Consider the following 16,910-nt stretch of genomic DNA (forward strand, 5'->3'; position numbering starts at 1 on the left):
GCGATCGACTCGCCCACTACTGCCACACACCACTGGGGGAACCCGGAATCATGGATCCTGACAGCATCAACTTGGGCCTGTTCGTCCTGCGAGTCATCGTCGGCGTCACCTTGGCGCTGCACGGCATCGCCAAGTTCCGGGGCGGCATCAAAGGTGTCGGCAATTGGTTCGAATCTGAGGGTCTGCGCCCCGGTCTGCTGCACGCCTACCTCGCGGCCCTCACCGAGATCTGCGCTGGTTTCGGCCTGGCACTCGGGCTGGTGACGCCACTCAGCGCGATGGCGTTCATCGGCGTGATGACGACGGCTGGGTGGGTCGGCCACCGCAGCAACGGGTTCTTCATCATTCGCGAGGGCTGGGAGTACGTGTTCGTGCTTGCTGTGGCTGCGGCGTCAGTGGCGGCAGCCGGGCCCGGCGATTGGTCGCTCGACAACGCGCTGGGTCTCGACTGGAGCGGCGCTGTGTGGTTCGCCGTCGCCATTGCAGGCGGGCTGGCCTCGACGATCCTGCTGCTGGCCGCGTTCTACCGACCGAATGCGCCAGCGGAGACGTGACGTTGGGAACTCGTCCGTGAGGCCCAGACCATGAGACCTCGGCGATGAGACTCAAGCGATGAGCTGGGGATTGCTGGGTCGGCTGGCCGGCTATGGCACCGTGTCAGCGGGCACGGTGGTTGTGACTCAAGGCGTGCTGGTTCTCGCGTACGCGGTGCTCGGCTGGCCCGCGGTGGTCGCCAACGTGGTGGCAGTGTGCGTGGCGGCCGGACCCGCGTACTACGCCAACCGGCGCTGGGTGTGGGCTCGCACCGACCGGCACTCGGTCGCCCGAGAAATCCTGCCGTTCTGGGGCTACAGCCTCGCCGGCTTGGGCGTCTCGTCGCTGTTCGTGGCGCTGGCCGAGGGGTGGTGGCACTCCACCGTCGCCGTCTCGGGAGCCAACCTGGTCGGTTTCGGTGCCCTGTGGGTCGGCAAGTTCCTGCTGCTCGACCGTGTGCTGTTCGCCCGTCCAGCGTCTCATCGGGTGACCGGCACCCCGGAGCGCTGATGAACCCTGAGCTGGCTGCGCTGGCGCAGCAGGTGAAGGGCTTCATGCCCCACACCGAGGGCTTGGCGCTGTACCGAACCGCCGTCGAGGCGGCTCCACGCGGACCGCTCGTCGAGATCGGCTCGTACTGCGGCAAGTCGGCGGTGTACCTAGGCGCTGCAGCGGCGCAGGTCGGGGGCGTGTTGTTCACCATCGACCACCACCGCGGATCCGAAGAGATGCAGGCCGGCTGGGAGCATCACGACGCGGACATGGTCGATCCCCGCACCGGTCGCATGGACTCCCTGCCGCTGCTGCGCCAGACCATCGAGCGTGCCGGTCTCGAAGACACCGTGGTGCCCGTCGTGGGCGACTCGGTCACTATCGCGGCCCACTGGGGCGATGCCGCCCTGGTGTTCATCGACGGCGGTCACGGCGAGGCCCCTACCCACGCCGACTACGAAGCTTGGTCCCCGAGAGTGATGCCCGGCGGCCTGCTGGCCATCCACGACGTATTTCCCGATCCCGCCGACGGCGGCCGTCCTCCCTACGAGATCTGGCTCCGGGCCCTCGACGACGGCTTCACTGAGCACGCCGCCGAAGGCAGCCTGCGCATCTTGGGCAGACCGATCACCGCCGCGGCACAGTGGTGAGTGCCTCGGCGGCCGCTGTACGGCGGTCGAGAGCATCAGTGGCCAGGAGCACCGCCGCCGCCGTGTAGGTCGACTGTTCTTCGTGCGGGAAGGTCTTGCCCTGCGGCACGACCCAGCCCGTGTAGTAGGCGCCGTCGGCCGTCCGCAGTGGCTCAGTGGTCTCAATGAGCTGACGGGCGGTGAACTGCGCACCGGCGCGCAGGTACGCGAGCGCGCACTCACAGGTCTCCGCAGCGGTCACCCAGGGCTGATCGGCCACACAGCGCACGCCGTGGTTGCCGAGCAGGAATTTCGGTGCGCCTGCGGCGAGGTGGGTCCGGGCCTGTGCGCCGTCAACGGCTCCGCACAGCACTGGGTAGTACCAGTCCATCGCCCAGCGATCCTTGGGCTCGAAGCCGTCGGGTCGGTGGCGGATCTGGCGTTCGGTGCGTGCCAGCGTGCGAGCCCACGCCGGACGCTCGTGTCCCAACAGGCTCGCCAGCGCCAGCCCGCATCGCAGCGAATGAACGATCGACGACGAGCCGGTCAGGAGCGCATACGGCCACGGCGTGCCGTCGGCATGCACCGCCCAGGGGATGTGCCCACTGGCGGTTCGCAGCCCCACCACGAAGTCAAGGGCACGTGCCACCGCCGGCCACATCGTCTCGACGAAGCCGCGGTCTGCAGTCGAGAGCCAGTGATGCCACACGCCCACGGCCACATAGGCGCAGCAGTTCGTGTCGACCTTGGCGTCCTTGATTCCATGCGCGGTGTAGTAGTTGTGCCAGCTGCCCGAAGCCTGCTGATTCGCTCGCATCCACTCGTAGGCGGTCTCGGCAGCGCTGTGCCTGCCCGCTGACGCCAGCGCCATGGCGGCCTCGACGTGATTCCACGGATCGGCGTGCCCGCCTTCGAACCACAGGATGAGGCCGCCCGGCTGCTGGCAGGCCTCGATGGCATCAGCCGTAGCAGCGACCTGTCGAGGCGACAGCAGCGGCGCGGTGCCGACGGCGAGCTGCCCGGAATGGTTCGGGCCGTGGGCGGGAGCCGCAGCGATTCCCGATGGTGCGAACTCAGGCGGCATCTGCGGCCCCCACCGGTTCGGCGAGCGGCCCGCTAGGGGACGGCGTTGTGCGGACGCCGGCCAGCGCCGTGTCGGGCAGCGCGGACTCAGGAGGCATGCGAATCTCCCATCAACTCGGCACCGCTCGCCGCGCTGGTACGTGCCGGCGCCTTGTATGCGTAGAGCACTGTCGACTTGGGCAGCACCGCGTTGAGCAGCCGGTCCAACGTGCGCGTCAGCGGTGGCGCCGCCGTGATGTCCCACACGAGCAGCCGGTGATAGGCCCGCACCAGCGGATTGGCGTCGTTGCGAGGACCCACCAGGCAGCGCAGCCACCAGTACGGCGTGTGCAGGCCGTGTGCGCCGTGGCTGTCGGAGACGTACATGCCTGCCGCGGCCAGCTTCGTCCGCAACTCGTCCGAGCCGTAGATGCGCACGTGGCCGTCGGGCACTTTGGGTGCGTGGTAGTCGCTGGAGAGCGCCCAGCAGACTCGCTCGGCGGCGGGCGCCGGGACGGTGACCGCGATGGTGCCGCCGGGCCGCAGCACCCGTGCCAGCTCTGCGATGGCCCGCTCGTCGTCGACGATGTGCTCGAGCACCTCCGCTGCGATGATCCGGTCGAAGCTGGCGTCTGCGTAAGGCAACGACGTGGCATCGGCCACGACCGCGTGGGCGAGCCGTTGCGCGGACTGCGAGGCGATCTCCCCGGTGTCGTCCATGGCCGCGAACATGTCCGTGACGGAGCGCAGTTCGTCGGGATCACGATCCGAGGCGACGGTGACGCAGCCTCGCCGAACGCTCTCGAAGGCATGGCGGCCCGCGCCGCAGCCCAGGTCCAGCACCCGGTCGCCGCGTTCGGCGCCGAGCCGCTCGTAGTCGACAGTGAGCATTAGCGGCTGGCGAGCGCCCTGATCGCAGACGTGCGCGGCTGCCTCGCCGGAACATCTGCCAGCAATGCCCGATATTGCTCGACGGTCTTGCGGGCCGTCGCCGCCCACGAGTAGTTGGCCTTCACCCGCGCCCGTCCGGCCGCTCCCACGGTCGATCGCAGTTCGGGCTGAGACAGCGCCCAGCCGATGCGGGCTGTAAGGGCCTCCGAGTCGCCGGGGGGCACCTGCAGGCACGTCTCGCCGTCTGGGCCGGTGACCTCGGGCAGGGCGCCGCCGGTGGTCGCCACCAATGGCACTCCACACGACATCGCTTCCACGGCGGGCAGCGAGAACCCTTCATACAGGGACGGCACCACGGCCAGTTGTGCCTCGTTGTACAGCTCGACGATGCGTTCGTCGGGCACGCCGCTCACGAACTCGACGCTGCCGGCCAAGTCGAGCTGGTCAATGAGCCGGCTTGCCGCCGAGTCGTCCTTCGGTCGGCCGATCACCACCAGGTGCAGTGCGGGGTTCTCGACTCGCAACTTCGCCAGTGCCTCGAGCAGGTAGGCGAGACCCTTCATGGCCACATCCGCGCTGGCGGTGGTCATGAGCCGGCCCGGCACCGGCGTCACGTCGGGCAGGGGTCGGAACTGGTCGGGATCGACGCCGACTGTGACGATGTTCAGGCGAGCGGGATCCACGCCCAGGTCGGACACAATGTCGTCGAAGCTGTTGGTGGACACGGTCACAATGCGATCGAGACGCCGAGCCACCCGGTTCTGCATGCGGGTGAAGGCGTAGAAGCGCCGCATGGCAAGCCGTTTGCCCCGCGTGGGCGCATGGGCGATCTCCAGTCGCCGGTCGACGGTGATCGGGTGGTGGATGGTGCCCAGCGTTGGCATGCCGGCCCGTCGCAGCCAGTCGATGCCGTAGCCCAAGCACTGGTTGTCGTGCACCAGGTCGAAGTCGTCGAGCCGGCTGAGCAGCACCTGAAATGCCCGCAGGCTGAACGTCAGCGGTTCGGCGAACGAGGCCGTGCAGGTGATGACCCACTCCAGCACGTCGATCGGAGAACGGAACTCCGCCAGCTTCGGCACCCGGAACGGGTCGGGCATGCGATACAGGTCGAGGCTTGGAAGCTCGGTCAGCTTGATGCCCTCATCGAGGTGCGGGTAGGGCGGTCCACTGAACACCTCGACGCTGTGGCCGAGCATTGACAGCTCGCGCACCAGGTGGCGGACGTAGACGCCCTGTCCGCCCACCCAGGGGTGGCCCCTGTAGGTCAGCAGCGCAACGCGCAGCGGACGCTCGGCTTCGACCAGTCCAATGTCGGGACCCATCGCAGCCTCCGTCAGCAAGCGAGAACCCAGCGAAACCGCGGTGGGTAGGCGAGTTCGCCGGGGTTGCGTGAGGCTACTTGCCGGTCTGTCCCTGCCGACCGTGTCCCTTGTCGGAGAACGAGAGCACTACGAGCCCGTCCCGGTACCGTTCGCAGCGCATGGCTGGCACTTCCGAGACCGTCACGATGCCCGCCGGGTTGCTGCCCGCCGACCACCCCAGCCACCGGCTGAGCGACAGCGTGTATCTCCAGGCGGCCCGCTGCCAGCCGACTGAGCGCGTGCCGGTGTGGTTCCAGCGGCAGGCCGGCCGCTCGCTGCCCGAATATCGGGCGTTGCGCGGCGGGGGGAGCATCCTCGACGCCATCGCGGACCCGGCCACCGCAGCCGAGATCACGCTGCAGCCGGTGCGCCGCTACGGCGTCGATGCGGCGGTGCTGTTCTCCGACATCGTGGTGCCTGCCGCAGCGATCGGCTTCGGCATCGACGTGGTGCCCGGAGTGGGTCCCGTGGCCGCCGAGCCGCTGCGCAGCCGCGCTGACCTCGACCGCCTGCCCGAGCTCGATGCGCAAGCGCACACACCCCATGTACTCGAGACGGTGCGGCTGCTGGCAGCGAAGCTCGATGTCCCGCTCATCGGCTTCGCCGGGGCGCCGTTCACGGTGGCGAGCTACCTGATCGAAGGCCGTCCATCCCGCCAGCACCCCCTGACCAAAGCGCTCATGCACACCGACCCGGCGCTCTGGCACGACCTGATGGAACGCCTCGCCTCCATTGCGGTGGCGTCAATGCGATCACAGGTGTTCGCCGGCGCCAGTGCGGTGCAGCTGTTCGACTCCTGGGCAGGCACGCTGTCGCCCGCCGACTACTCAGCGTTCGTGGCGCCGCACAGCAAGCGCGTGTTCGACGAGCTGGCTGACCTCAATGTGCCGAGAGTGCACTTCGGCGTCGGCACCGGTGAACTGCTTGACCAGATGGCCCAAGTCGGCGCCGATGTGGTGGGGGTGGACTGGCGCGTACCGCTAGGCGCGGCACGCGAACGGGTGGGACCCGGGGTCGCGCTGCAGGGCAACCTGGATCCGGTGTTGTGCCTCGCCGGCTGGCCGACCGTTCGTGCCGCCGCGGACCGCATCCTGGCCGAGGGCACCCAGCAGCCCGGCTTCATCTTCAACCTGGGCCACGGCGTGCTGCCCGAGACCGACCCATCTGTGCTGCAGCGCCTGACAGACCATGTGCATGCGTACCAGCCGGCGCACGCAAGCCAGCACGAGTGAGCGAGCGGGGCCCTCGTCATGGCACCCAGTAGTCATGGTGACCTGTAGTCATGGCACCTAGGCGGGTCGTCGTGGTCGGCGGCGGGATCACCGGGCTGACTGCTGCGTACCGCCTGCTGCATCCCGCTGACGCCGGAACTGCGGTGCCCAGGGTGGTGCTGATCGACAGCGCCGAGCGCCTGGGCGGCAAGATCCTCTCCACTCCCTTCGAAGGCCGGTCCGTCGACGAGGGCGCCGATGCGTTCTTGCTGCGGGTGCCCTGGGCGATCGAGCTCTGCGACGAGCTGGGAATCTCGGCCGAGCGCATCTCGCCAGCGGTCGGCGGTGCCTCGGTGGCGCATCTGGGCACACACGGTCCGCAGCTCACGCCCCTTCCCGATGGATTGGTGGGCGGGGTGCCCACGCGTTTGGGACCGCTCGTCCGTTCCCCGCTGCTGGGTTTGGCGGGCACGCTGCGCGCCGCAGCCGACTATGTCCTGCCGCGCTGGGTCACCGCACGCCGATCAGGCCCTGACGGGATCGACGTGGTGACATCCGACCCGGGCGAGAACGTGCGCTTACGGCTCGAGTCCGCCAGCGTGGGCGACATCGTGCGCTCCAGGCTCGGAGCGGCGGTGGCGTCCCGGGTGGTCGACCCGCTGCTCGGCAGCATCAGCGCGGGGGACATCAACCGGCTGGACGCAACAATGTCGGCGCCGATCCTGGGCGAGGCGCTCGGACGCAGCCACTCGCTCATGCGGGGACTGCGCCGGATGCAACCGGCTCCCGCCGCACGTGCTCCAGATGCCGCCGGTCCGGCACCGATCTTCGGCAGCTTCGAAGCCGGGATGGGTCGGCTGGTCGAAGCACTGGTGCAGCGGCTTGACGGATGCATCTTGCGGCTGGGCACCCCGGTGGAAGCAATCCGGCGCCCCGGAACACGGTTCGCCGTGGACACCGGGTCCGAGGTGCTTGCTGCAGACGCAGTCATCGTCGCTGCACCCGCCCACGCGGCGGCCCAGATGCTGCCAGGCGCGCCCGACGCTGCCGCTGCGCTCGCGCGCATCGGTTACGCGTCGGTTGCCGTGGTGACGCTCAGCGTGCGCCCCGATGCCATCGAAGCGCCGCAGGAGGCCGGCTTGCTGGTCACCCGAGACACCGGCTGGCTGACGACGGCCTGCAGCTACGGGTCGGCGAAGTGGCCGACGTGGTCCGGCGGCGGCAACAGCGACGCCGGCAACAGCGACGCCGGCGATGGGGGCAACGGGGGCATCCCGAACGCCATCCTGCGTATCTCGGTCGGCCGGCATGACGACGACCGCCACACGCGCGTGGGTGACCGCGAGCTGCTGGAAACCGTGGTGGGGGAGCTGTCTGGCCTGGCGCCCCTGCGAGCGCTGCGCGATCCCGCGGCAATCACGTCGTGGCGCGTCTCGCGCTGGGAGCGGTCACTGCCCCAGTACGTGCCGGGTCACGGACATCTCGTCAAGCGCATCGAGAGCGCACTCGCCCGCGAACTCCCCGGTGTGTTCGTGACCGGTGCGGCCTACCGGGGACTTGGCATCCCCGCCTGCATCCGGCAAGGCAACGAAGCGGCAGCAGCAGTGGCGCAGTACCTCGGCATGGACCTGCCGGCCACCTCGCCGTGAGCCGTCCAGCGATGAGACAACGACTCCTACGCGACGGCCTGGCCGTCGCGCTCGGAGCGCTCACCATGCTGTCGCTGCCTCCATGGGGGCTGTGGCCGCTCGGACCCATCGGACTAGGCCTGTGGCTGCGCTTCTGCAACCGGGGTGCAGGTCGCTGGCGCGACCGGCTCGAAACGGCAGGCGCTTTCTGGCTGGGCGCGTACGTGCTCGGGCTGTTCTGGATGACCGAGCTGACGTTGCCGGGATGGATCGTGGCCGTACCGGTCGAAGCGCTCATCATGGCGCTCCCGGCCTCGCTCGTCGCCCCGAGCGGCTGGCGGCGGACCCTCGGCGTGCCCGCAGCGCTGGTGCTGGGCGAGGCAGTGCGCTGGCGCGTGCCGTTCGGCGGCGTCCCGATGTCCAATCTGGCGCTGGGACAGGTCGAGGGGCCATGGCTGGGTGTCGCCGTCTTGGCCGGCCCGCTGGGTGTGATCGCGCTGGTCGGCGTAGGGGCTGTCATCGTCGAGCGGCTCTGTGCCCGGGAGTGGTGCGGCGTGTCGTGGCCAGGGGTGGCTGCGATCGGCATTCCCCTCGCGGCACTGGCCTGGCCGGCGACGACCGTCGATGCCACCATCACCGCAGCGGTCGTGCAGGCCGGCGGCGAGTTGGGTACGAACGTCGACACGCCCCAGCGCAGCGTGCGGACTCGGCACCTTGAGACCACCGCGGCCTGGGAGGGCAACGCAGATCTGATGCTGTGGAGCGAGAGCAGCACCTCCAGCGACGGACCCCTCGAGACCTCAACCCGCCTGGCAGAACTTGAGGCGCTGGCCGCGGAACGCGATCTGGTGCTCGTGGCCAACTTCTACGAGCGGACCCCCGACGGCCAGCGCTTCCGCAACGCGACCGTTGCTGTCGATCCCGCCACCGGACTGTCTGACCGGTACGACAAGGCCCACCTGGTGCCCTTCGGCGAGTACGTGCCGCTGCGCAGCGTGGTGGAGCGGTTCGCCGACCTGTCGCTGATTTCCCGGGAGGCGATCGGAGGTGCCGGTCCGGGCCTGCTGGCGACCTCATTGGGCGACATTGCTGCTGTCACGTCCTACGAGGTGTACTTCAGCGACTTGGTCCGCGACGGTGTCCGTGCGGGCGGGCGCATCGTGGCCAACCCCACGCTCGCGTCGTCGTACAGCACCTCGGTGGTGCCGGCGCAGTCGCTGGCCAGCGCCCGGCTGCGAGGCGTCGAGTCGGGTCGCTGGGTGCTGCAATCCTCCACCACCGGCTACAGCGCGATCGTGTCCCCGAAGGGCGAGATCACACATCGCAGCGAGCTACGCGAATCCGTCGTTCTGGCCGCCAATGTGGACCTTCGCTCGGGGTCCACCCCGGCGATGGTGCTGGGCCCGTGGCCCCTCATGCTGGCTGCTGTCATCGTTCTGGCATCGTGCGCCGTGACAGCTGCGCGCACGAATGGGCGCGCTGTGTGAATGACGCACGCTGCTAGGCGCGCTGTGCCACTTGCGCGCGCCAAGAGGCGCACCGATACCACCCGCCCCAAGTAGCCTTGATCAGCCTCAAAAACGGTGACGAGCCAAGCGTGAGCCATCCGGAAATCCAGGCAGAACAAGCACATATCGACCGCGCGCATGCGCTTCTGGAGTCTTCCCGGGAGCGAGCGACGCGGCTGCGCGACATGGTCGAGGTCGGCCGCGGTGGCACCCGGCAGGCGAGGTTCGAACGCGACGTCATCGAGGACGCCGTGGCAGGTCGCCTCAGCCAGCTCGAGCTGGGTTCGTCGTCGCTGGTGTTCGGCCGCATCGACCGGCCGGCCAAGACCAGCGACGACGCCCCCGAGCCCGATGCCACCGGTCCCAGCGAGACCTTCTACATCGGCCGGCTGGGCGTTGCCGACGAGCGGCAGGAGCCCGTCGTGGTGGACTGGCGGGCCCCGGTCGCGGAGCCGTTCTTCCGTGCGACCGGCGGCGACCCGCTGGGACTGCTGCGGCGCCGCCACTTCGTGTGCCGTGGCCGCGTCCTCGCAGACTTGGAAGACGAGGTTTTCGACCTCGACGCTCTCGACGGCGATGGCTCCGATAATGGCCGACCGCGGCTGAACGCCCACGGGGCGCTCTATGCGGCCCTCGAAGAGCGCCGAGACGGCCAGCTGCGGCAGGTCGTGTCGACCATTCAGGCCGAGCAGGACGAGATCATCCGCAGCCCACGCAAGGGCATCCTGGTCTGTCAGGGCGGCCCCGGTACCGGCAAGACGATCGTGGCGTTGCACCGTGCCGCCTACCTGCTCTACACGTACCGTTTCCCGCTCGCAGGCCAAGGCGTGCTGGTTGTCGGCCCCAATCGACTCTTCCTGCGCTACGTCGAGCGCGTGCTGCCCAGCCTGGGCGAGGTCGGCGTGCACCTGTTCGTGCTGGCCGATCTGTTCAACGACATCTTCCCCGAGGTGCGGATCCGATTTGCAGACGCACCCGACGTCGCTCGCACCAAGGGCGATGCCCGCATGTCACAGGTCATCGTGAACGCCGTGCGGGACCGCCAACGAGCTCTCCGCGGCGACCTTCGCTTGGAGTTCGGGCTGAGCTACGTCACCCTTGCCGCAAGCACGTCACGCGCCATCGTGGCCGAGGCTCGCCGCCGGTTCCGCCATCACAACGCCGGTCGTGCCTTCGTGGAGCAGGAGGTTTACGCGGCCATGTCGGCCTCTCACCGGCGTCGGCCCGACCCCGCCAAGCTGCGTGACCGATTCGCCCGTCATCCCGAGGTGATGGCGGCGTTCGAGCGCATGTGGCCGCTGTTGACGCCGGCACAGCTGCTGCGCGACCTGTTCGGCTCACGCGCGCTGCTTCGTTCAGCGGCGGCCGGCGTGCTGCGTGACGCCGAATGGGAATCGCTGCATCGGCCCCGCGGCGGCAGCGAAGATGACTACGAGTGGAGCGATGCCGACGTTGCGCTGCTCGATGAGGCCTATGCCGTGCTGGGGCCCCGGTCGCGCTCACGCAAGCGACGCAGCGACACCGAGATGCGCACGTACGGGCACATCGTGGTCGACGAGTGCCAGGACCAGCCACCGATGGCGCTGCGGATGATTGCCAGGCGCTCGCTCAACGGCTCGATGACGCTGGTCGGCGACATCGCCCAGGCCACGTCTGCGCACGCGCCATCGGGTTGGCAGGAAATCCTCGCTCACCTGCCGTCGGGTCCGGTGCCTCCGCGGCTGGCTGAGCTCACCCTCAGCTACCGCATTCCCCAGCCCAGCCTTGAACTCGCCAATCGTGTGCTCGCGGCAGCTGCGCCCGGTCTCGCGCCGCCAGCTGCCGTGCGCATCGACGGGTCGCCGCCTCGCTTTGTGCCGGCGCCTCTGAGCTTGGCTCACACCGTGCTTGAGACGGTGAATTCCGAGGCTGTCGCGCTCGACGGCGGGAGCATGCTCGTGGTGTCGCCCACCCAGTTCATGGACGAGATCGCGGCGCTGTTGGCAGAAGCTGGTGTGGATTTCGGCCGCGCCACCGCGGCCAGCCGCAACACCACCGGTGCGCTCCACCCGCGCGTCACCTTGGCGCCCGTGCGCCTGTGCAAGGGCCTCGAGACCGACGGTGTCGTGGTGGTGGAACCCGGCGCGATGGTCGATGAGGAACCCCAGGGCCTGCGGGCTCTCTACGTAGCGCTGACTCGCGCTACCAAGAGAGTTGCGGTGGTGTACTCACAGCCGCTGCCCAATCCGCTCCGGGCGGAGATCATGCGCGGAGCCGAGTCGTGCAACACTGGCCGCAACGCCGCAAACGCCGATGCGGTTGAGGTGAACTCGGGAGAACCACATGGCTGATGTCACGGTGACAGTGCTGAACAACGGACCGCTGCTGGTTCGCGGTTCGTGCCAGATCGACGACCACGAAGGAAACTCGGTGGCCGACAGCGATTCGGTCGTGGCTCTGTGCCGCTGCGGCCAGTCGGACACGAAGCCGATGTGCGACGGCAGCCACAACCAAGGATTCGACGGCGCCCTCAATCCGCCCAGCTGACGCGCCCGTTGCCAGCCGGCGTTGGCTCAGCCACAGCCGGGATGGACCCGGCACATCGAGTACAGCCGGGATGGACCCGGCACATCGAGTACAGCCGGGATGGACCCGGCACATCGAGTACAGCCGGGATGGACCCGGCACATCGAGTACAGCGGTTGTCACAGCCTCGCAGTAGTAATGGCCTCAGATGGCTGGTGTGACCGCTGACAACGAAGTGCTCGCCCGGATGCATCCGGCGCTCGGGTCATTCTCCGCGCCGACGTCCGAGTGGTTTGGGACGACATTTGCCGCGCCGACGCAATGTCAGGTCTCGGGATGGGAGACCATTGCGGAAGGCCGGCATTGCCTGATCGCTGCGCCGACCGGCTCGGGCAAGACGCTCGCCGCGTTCCTGTGGGCCATCGATCGGGTCATGTCCGAGCCCGAGCCGCCGCGTGCCGAACGCACCCGGGTGCTGTACCTGTCGCCGCTGCGGGCGCTGGCAGTCGATATCGACAAGAACCTGCGAGCGCCGCTGGCTGGCATCGGCCTGGCCGCCGAGCGCCTTGGCACCGATATGCACACACCGACCGTCGGCGTGCGTACGGGTGACACCAGCGCCGCTGAGCGGCGGCGGCTGATCACCCGGCCACCCGACATCGCCATCACCACGCCCGAGTCGCTGTATCTCATGCTGACCTCGCAGGCGCGCGAGACGCTGCGATGGGTGCGCTGGGTCATCGTCGACGAGATCCACTCGGTGGCCGCCACCAAGCGGGGCACGCACCTGGCGCTGTCGCTGGAGCGGCTGTGCGAGCTGACCGTCGAGCAACCGCAGCGGATCGGCTTGTCGGCCACCCAACGACCACTGTCTGAAGTCGCCCGGTTCCTCGGCGGCAACGATCCCGACCAGCCGGCCTCCAGGCACGTCGTGATCACTGATGCGGGCATGAGCTCTCAGCTCGACGTGGAGGTCATCGTCGGGGTGTCCGACATGGGCGACCTGGCAGCTGCCAGCGTTGCGGGAGCCCCCAACGGCAACGTGCGTGTCGACCACGACGATGACTGCGCGGCGTCATCGAGCACAGGGCCATCGCTTGCGCCGCCGGCATCAGACACAGCGCCATCGGACGCAGCGCCATCGCTTGCGCCGACACCATCGGACACAGCGCCATCAGACGCATCCGGCGCAGCGCCGCAGACCCATTCCAACAGCATCTGGCCCGCCATCCATCCGCGCTTGCTGGAACTCGTCTACGCGCACAGATCCACGATCATCTTCACCAATGCTCGCCGGCTGGCCGAACGGTTGGCTTCGCGGCTGAACGAGCTGCATCTGGACGGGCTGAACCGCGCTGCCGAGGCCGAAGGCACCTCGCCGCCCGAGGGTGCAGAGCTGGTGAGAGCGCACCACGGGTCGCTCAGCCGCGAGCAGCGGCTGGGAATCGAGGACGACCTGAAGGCGGGCCGTGTGCGCGCCATCGTGGCTACCTCATCGCTGGAGCTCGGCATCGACATGGGCGCGGTGGACCTGGTGATCCAGGTGGCCTCGCCCCCGTCGGTTGCGGCGGGAATGCAACGCATCGGGCGCGCGGGTCACCAAGTCGGCGCGCCGAGCGTGGGGAAGATCTTCCCTCGCCACCGCGGCGATCTCGTCGAGGCGGCAGTGGTGGCACAGCGAATGGGCACCGGCGAGATCGAATCGATCCGCTTCCCCCGCCAGCCGCTCGACGTGCTGGCCCAGCAGGTCGTGGCGATGGTCGCGGTCGACGACTGGTCGGTGGACGATCTGCTTGGGGTCGTGCGCCGCGCAGCTCCCTACGAACAGCTCAGCGAAGAGGTGTTCTCGTCGGTGCTCGACCTGCTCGCCGGCCGTTACCCATCCGAGGAGTTCCGCGAGCTGCGGCCGCGCATCGTCTGGGACCGCACCACCGGGATGCTCCGTGCTCGCCAGGGGGCGGGTCGCTTGGCGGTCACCAACGGCGGCACCATTCCCGACCGGGGTCTGTACGCGGTATTCACCACCGACGGGTCGCGCGTGGGTGAACTGGACGAGGAGATGGTGTACGAGGCCCGGGTGGGTGAGACGTTTCTGTTAGGCGCGTCGACGTGGCGGATTGCCGAGATCACCTTCGACCGTGTCGTGGTCACGCCCGCGCCGGGCGAGCCGGGCAAGATGCCGTTCTGGCACGGCGACGGGCCCGGCCGGCCGCTCGAGCTGGGCCGGGCAGTGGGGGCGTTCATTCGCTCGGTCGGCGACCAATTGCCCGACCCGCTGCCGCTCGACTTCGCCACGGACAGCTCTGACGATGCGGTCACTGGGCTGATTGGGCGTCTGCAGCGCGAGCACTGCCTGGACCGAACCGCCGCAGAGAACATCCTGCGGTATCTGGACGCGCAGCGGACTGCGACTGGCGTTGTGCCCGATGACCGCACGATTGTCGTGGAGCGGTTCCGCGACGAGATCGGCGACTGGCGGATCTGCATCCTCACCCCGTTCGGCGCCCGGGTGCATGCGCCGTGGGGCATCGCGCTGCAGGCCAAGTTGGCTGAAGGGGCTGCCCAGCACGGCGAAGGACCAGTCGAGCTGTTGTGGAGCGACGACGGCATCGTGCTGCGATTAGGCGACGTCTGGTCTCCAGACGACGAGGCGGGCTCCCAAAGCGGCCCTGGCCTCGATGCGCCCGATCTGGCGCTTGATCCCGACGAGGTGCGCGAAGCCATCGTGAACCACCTGCCCTCGACGGCACTGTTCGCGTCCCGCTTCCGGGAGGTTGCCGGCCGGGCGCTGCTGCTGCCGCGCCGACGACCGGGCGAGAGGGTCCCGCTTTGGCAGCAGCGCCAGCGTTCGGCGGGACTGCTGGAGGTTGCGGCGAAGTATCCCAGCTTCCCGATGCTGCTGGAGACCTCCCGCGAGTGCCTGCAGGAAGTGTTTGACGTGCCGGCGCTGGCCGAGGTGCTGGGCGACATCAAGTCCCGCAAGATCCGCATGGTGACCGTCGACACCGACCGGGCCTCGCCGATGGCCCAAAGCCTGCTCTTCGACTGGATCTCGGTCTTCATGTACGGCGGCGATGCGCCGCTGGCCGAACGCCGGGCCGCGGCGCTGGCACTGGATCGCGACCTGCTGGCCGACCTGCTGGGTGCCGAGGAGTTACGCGAGCTGCTCGACGCCGAGGTGCTGGCAACCCTCGAGCTGGAGCTCCAGCGCTTGGCCGATGGTCGTCGGGCTCGCGATGCCGACGAGCTCGCTGATGTGTTGAGCCGAGTTGGCGATCTCACGACGCTGGAAATCACCCACCGTTGCGAGCCGGACCCGTCGGGTTCGCCGCCGGGCGAGCGCTGGCTGGGCGAGCTGGTGGCGGAGCGCCGGGCGGTCGAGGTTCGCATCGCCGATGAGACCCGCTACGTCGCCGTCGAGGACGCATCACGCTGCCGTGACGCGCTGGGATGCGCCCTGCCGGTGGGCCTGCCGGCTGCATTCACAGTCGATGCGTACCAAGGCACCGATCCGCTTGACGAGCTGGTGGCTCGCTTCGCAGCAACGCATGTGCCGTTCGAAGTCGAGTCGGCCGCGCAAAGGCTGGGCATTCCGGTGGTCCGGGTGACAGCAGCGCTCAACCGCCTCGAGGCGGCCCGACGGGTGACCCGGGGCGCGTTCCGGCCCGACGGCACCGGCACCGAGTGGTGTGACATGACGGTGCTGCGAACCGTGCGCCGGCGCTCCCTGGCCCGACTGCGCCGCGAGGTGGAACCGGTACCGCCGGAGGCCTACGCGCGTTTCCTGTCCGCCTGGCACAGCATTGACCGGCCCCGTCGGGGTGCCGACGCGCTGGCCGACGCCATCACCCAGTTGGCGGGTGCGCCGGTGGCGGCGTCGATCCTGGAGGCCGACGTCCTGCCGGTGCGCTTGGCCCGCTACAGCGGGGCCGATCTCGACGCGCTGCTGGCCAGCGGAGAGCTGGTGTGGATCGGGGCGGGATCGCTCGGTCCCAACGACGGCCGCGTCCGCCTGTACTGGCGCGACGAGATCGCCACGCTGGCGCCGCCGCCCGATGACGAGCCTGACGGCCCTGTGGCGGCATCCGTGCTCAGCCACCTCGGCGAACGAGGCGCCGCGTTCTGGACTGATCTGTTCGCTGCAGCGCACGCCGCCACCTCAGACGATGCGCCAGCCGATCTGTCCGGACAGTCCGAGCGGGTGCTGGCAGCTTTGTGGGACTTGGTGTGGGCCGGTCTGGTCACCAACGACACCTTCGCCCCGCTGCGTGCGCTCGGTCCGCGTCGGGGTCGAGCAGCGAAGGCCAAACGGCCCGGCAGGCGCGCAGCTAGTGCGTCACGAGGCCGATCGGGTGTGCTGACACGCTCGGGTCCTGGTCATCGGCCCCGTCCGGGACGCCTGCGTGCTGGGGGACCGCCGAGCGCGGCAGGCCGCTGGTCGCTGGTGTCACTGCTGCGCGAACCCGCACCGTCGCCGACCGAACGTGCTCACGGCGCGGCGCAGGCGCTGCTGGAACGCCACGGCATCGTCACCCGGCCCGGCGTGCTGGCTGACGGTCACCCAGGAGGTTTCGCCGCGGCCTACGGCATCCTGCGTGCGCTCGAAGAGCGAGGCAGCGTCCGGCGGGGTCACTTCGTGGAAGGCCTCGGCGCCGCCCAGTTCGCCACCGCCGCGGCAGTGGAGCGCCTGCGTGACCACCGCGAGGGCTCCGACGACATAGTCGTCCTTGGAGCGGCAGACCCGGCCCAGCCCTACGGCGCCGCACTCGGCTGGCCGTCCAGCGACGGCCGTCCCAGCCGGACCGCTGGGGGCCATGTGGTGCTCTCCGACGGCTTTCCGCTCGTGATGCTGGACCGGGGCGGTCGCACGCTGCACACCTTCGAGCACGCCAACACTGACCTGCGCTGGATCGATGCGCTCCGCAACGCCCTCGCCAACGGGCGACTCACCAGGGTCGAGCTGGCACGCATCGATGCCGCCCCAGCCGCCGAACACCCGATGCACGACACCCTGACGGCCAACGGCTTCACCCCCGGCTACAGAGGCCCCACCCTGCGTCCCTGATCCCACAAATTCGTTGGACGCGAA

General features: G+C 69.2%; 12 protein-coding genes. 9 read left to right on the plus strand and 3 right to left on the minus strand.

Translation table 11 applies throughout. From position 1 onward, the window contains the following. Positions 1 to 50: 50 nt before the first annotated feature. The 3 genes from ACPXYO_RS03595 to ACPXYO_RS03605 are packed head-to-tail and all read left to right on the plus strand — an operon-like array spanning position 51 to position 1,676. On the plus strand, positions 51 to 554 hold the full coding sequence (locus ACPXYO_RS03595; RefSeq protein ID WP_423916713.1) for a DoxX family protein: 504 nt from the start codon (positions 51 to 53) through the stop codon (positions 552 to 554). A 58-nt stretch (positions 555 to 612) separates the two neighbouring features. After that, positions 613 to 1,044: a GtrA family protein gene (locus ACPXYO_RS03600; RefSeq protein WP_423916714.1), complete on the plus strand. Its 432-nt coding sequence runs from the start codon at positions 613 to 615 to the stop codon at positions 1,042 to 1,044. Beyond that, positions 1,044 to 1,676: a class I SAM-dependent methyltransferase gene (locus ACPXYO_RS03605; RefSeq protein WP_423916716.1), complete on the plus strand. Its 633-nt coding sequence runs from the start codon at positions 1,044 to 1,046 to the stop codon at positions 1,674 to 1,676. The genes ACPXYO_RS03600 and ACPXYO_RS03605 overlap by 1 nt, the downstream gene beginning before the upstream one ends. Here ACPXYO_RS03605 and ACPXYO_RS03610 read toward each other — a convergent pair. From ACPXYO_RS03610 to ACPXYO_RS03620, 3 genes are all read right to left on the minus strand, one after another. Beyond that, the gene (locus tag ACPXYO_RS03610; RefSeq protein WP_423916718.1) at positions 1,654 to 2,739 is read right to left on the minus strand and encodes a prenyltransferase; all 1,086 of its coding nucleotides are present in this window, start codon (positions 2,737 to 2,739) and stop codon (positions 1,654 to 1,656) included. The genes ACPXYO_RS03605 and ACPXYO_RS03610 overlap by 23 nt on opposite strands. 86 nt (positions 2,740 to 2,825) lie before the next feature. Beyond that, positions 2,826 to 3,608, minus strand: coding sequence for a class I SAM-dependent methyltransferase (locus ACPXYO_RS03615; RefSeq protein WP_423916720.1), 783 nt, complete (start codon positions 3,606 to 3,608; stop codon positions 2,826 to 2,828). Beyond that, entirely contained in the window at positions 3,608 to 4,930 is a 1,323-nt protein-coding gene (locus ACPXYO_RS03620) for a glycosyltransferase family 4 protein (RefSeq protein ID WP_423916722.1), read from the minus strand. Before ACPXYO_RS03620 ends, ACPXYO_RS03615 begins: the two co-directional genes overlap by 1 nt. Positions 4,931 to 5,088: 158 nt before the next feature. Here ACPXYO_RS03620 and hemE point away from each other — a divergent pair, with 158 nt between their 5' ends. The 6 genes from hemE to ACPXYO_RS03650 all read left to right on the plus strand — a co-directional run bounded on the left by hemE (position 5,089) and on the right by ACPXYO_RS03650 (position 16,886). Continuing rightward, complete coding sequence (gene hemE / locus ACPXYO_RS03625) at positions 5,089 to 6,201, plus strand: uroporphyrinogen decarboxylase (protein ID WP_423916724.1); 1,113 nt, start codon at positions 5,089 to 5,091, stop codon at positions 6,199 to 6,201. A gap of 50 nt (positions 6,202 to 6,251) precedes the next feature. Then, positions 6,252 to 7,829 (plus strand): protoporphyrinogen oxidase, encoded by a 1,578-nt coding sequence (hemG, locus tag ACPXYO_RS03630; RefSeq protein WP_423916726.1) that lies wholly within the window; start codon positions 6,252 to 6,254, stop codon positions 7,827 to 7,829. 11 nt (positions 7,830 to 7,840) lie between these two features. Then, positions 7,841 to 9,295 carry an apolipoprotein N-acyltransferase gene (lnt, locus tag ACPXYO_RS03635; RefSeq protein ID WP_423916727.1) on the plus strand — a complete coding sequence of 485 codons (1,455 nt, stop codon included), beginning with the start codon at positions 7,841 to 7,843 and terminating at the stop codon, positions 9,293 to 9,295. Positions 9,296 to 9,405: 110 nt separating this feature from the next. Then, on the plus strand, positions 9,406 to 11,646 hold the full coding sequence (locus ACPXYO_RS03640) for a HelD family protein (RefSeq protein ID WP_423916729.1): 2,241 nt from the start codon (positions 9,406 to 9,408) through the stop codon (positions 11,644 to 11,646). Next, complete coding sequence (locus tag ACPXYO_RS03645) at positions 11,639 to 11,842, plus strand: CDGSH iron-sulfur domain-containing protein (protein ID WP_423916730.1); 204 nt, start codon at positions 11,639 to 11,641, stop codon at positions 11,840 to 11,842. Before ACPXYO_RS03640 ends, ACPXYO_RS03645 begins: the two co-directional genes overlap by 8 nt. 226 nt (positions 11,843 to 12,068) lie before the next feature. Next, entirely contained in the window at positions 12,069 to 16,886 is a 4,818-nt protein-coding gene (locus ACPXYO_RS03650; protein ID WP_423918672.1) for an Lhr family helicase, read from the plus strand. Positions 16,887 to 16,910 lie beyond the last annotated feature (24 nt).

This window comes from Candidatus Poriferisodalis sp. (genome assembly GCF_965237655.1).
In the GTDB taxonomy this organism is placed as follows: Bacteria; Actinomycetota; Acidimicrobiia; order Acidimicrobiales; family Poriferisodalaceae; genus Poriferisodalis.

Excerpts from the sequence above, each read along its gene's own strand:
- ACPXYO_RS03610 (WP_423916718.1), bottom strand. The coding sequence starts at position 2,739 with ATGCCGCCTGAGTTCGCACCATCGGGAATCGCTGCGGCTCCCGCCCAC.
- ACPXYO_RS03650 (WP_423918672.1), top strand. The coding sequence starts at position 12,069 with ATGCATCCGGCGCTCGGGTCATTCTCCGCGCCGACGTCCGAGTGGTTT.
- ACPXYO_RS03595 (WP_423916713.1), top strand. The coding sequence starts at position 51 with ATGGATCCTGACAGCATCAACTTGGGCCTGTTCGTCCTGCGAGTCATC.
- hemE (WP_423916724.1), top strand. The coding sequence starts at position 5,089 with ATGGCTGGCACTTCCGAGACCGTCACGATGCCCGCCGGGTTGCTGCCC.
- lnt (WP_423916727.1), top strand. The coding sequence starts at position 7,841 with ATGAGACAACGACTCCTACGCGACGGCCTGGCCGTCGCGCTCGGAGCG.
- ACPXYO_RS03605 (WP_423916716.1), top strand. The coding sequence starts at position 1,044 with ATGAACCCTGAGCTGGCTGCGCTGGCGCAGCAGGTGAAGGGCTTCATG.
- ACPXYO_RS03600 (WP_423916714.1), top strand. The coding sequence starts at position 613 with ATGAGCTGGGGATTGCTGGGTCGGCTGGCCGGCTATGGCACCGTGTCA.
- ACPXYO_RS03645 (WP_423916730.1), top strand. The coding sequence starts at position 11,639 with ATGGCTGATGTCACGGTGACAGTGCTGAACAACGGACCGCTGCTGGTT.
- hemG (WP_423916726.1), top strand. The coding sequence starts at position 6,252 with ATGGCACCTAGGCGGGTCGTCGTGGTCGGCGGCGGGATCACCGGGCTG.
- ACPXYO_RS03615 (WP_423916720.1), bottom strand. The coding sequence starts at position 3,608 with ATGCTCACTGTCGACTACGAGCGGCTCGGCGCCGAACGCGGCGACCGG.
- ACPXYO_RS03620 (WP_423916722.1), bottom strand. The coding sequence starts at position 4,930 with ATGGGTCCCGACATTGGACTGGTCGAAGCCGAGCGTCCGCTGCGCGTT.